The sequence below is a fragment of the Photobacterium alginatilyticum genome, assembly GCF_009910675.1.
In the GTDB taxonomy this organism is placed as follows: domain Bacteria; phylum Pseudomonadota; class Gammaproteobacteria; order Enterobacterales; family Vibrionaceae; genus Photobacterium; species Photobacterium alginatilyticum.
Map to the genome: position 1 here is coordinate 1 of NZ_RSEJ01000175.1, position 687 is coordinate 687.

At 31.9% G+C, this 687-nt stretch carries 1 protein-coding gene; it reads right to left on the minus strand.

Annotation, left to right across the window (positions count from 1 at the left end):
• Positions 1 to 94: 94 nt before the first annotated feature.
• Positions 95 to 625, minus strand: a complete 531-nt coding sequence (locus EIZ48_RS31565) for an NADH-quinone oxidoreductase subunit J (RefSeq protein WP_500690629.1) — start codon at positions 623 to 625, stop codon at positions 95 to 97.
• Positions 626 to 687 lie beyond the last annotated feature (62 nt).

Below are 687 nucleotides of genomic sequence, written 5' to 3' on the forward strand. Positions count from 1 at the left end.
TTGAATTTTCGGCACTAATTCAAATAGAATGGAAGAGAAATAAATATGAAAATCTAGAAAAAGTTTGAGTTKGATTCCWATTTTGAAAGATTTYYTATTGACGAGCTACAGCAATTGCACCTATTAAAGCAACTAAAAGAATTAWTGAAATGAGTTCAAATGGAAGAAAAAAATCWGTTGATAAATGAATACCAATTTGTTGACTATTACTTATMAAATCTTGTTCTAGAATCTGRTTGGATCTTGTAGCCCAAATAATCCCGTACCATGACGTATCTAGAATAGTGSTAATTARRGAAATTAAAATACTTGTACAAATYAGSGAAGTAATTCCATCTCCAAYAGTMGAAAGATGGAAATCTTTGTAATATTCTGAACCATTCATGAACATCACAGCAAAYAGGATTAAAACGTTTATAGCTCCTACATAAATCAGGAGYTGCGCCGCAGCTACAAAGTGGGAGTTTGCRAGAATATAGAATAAGGATATACAAAAAAAAACCAATCCCAAAGAAAAGGCAGAATAAATTGGATTGGGAAGTAATACCACTCCGAGGCTTCCTACTATAAGACCCAATCCCAGGAAGACTAAAAGAAAGTCATGTATTGGTCCAGGTAAATCCATTCTATGTAAAATAATAAGAAAATAGAAATATCATGACTTTSTTGATCTGACTAGRCAAAAGA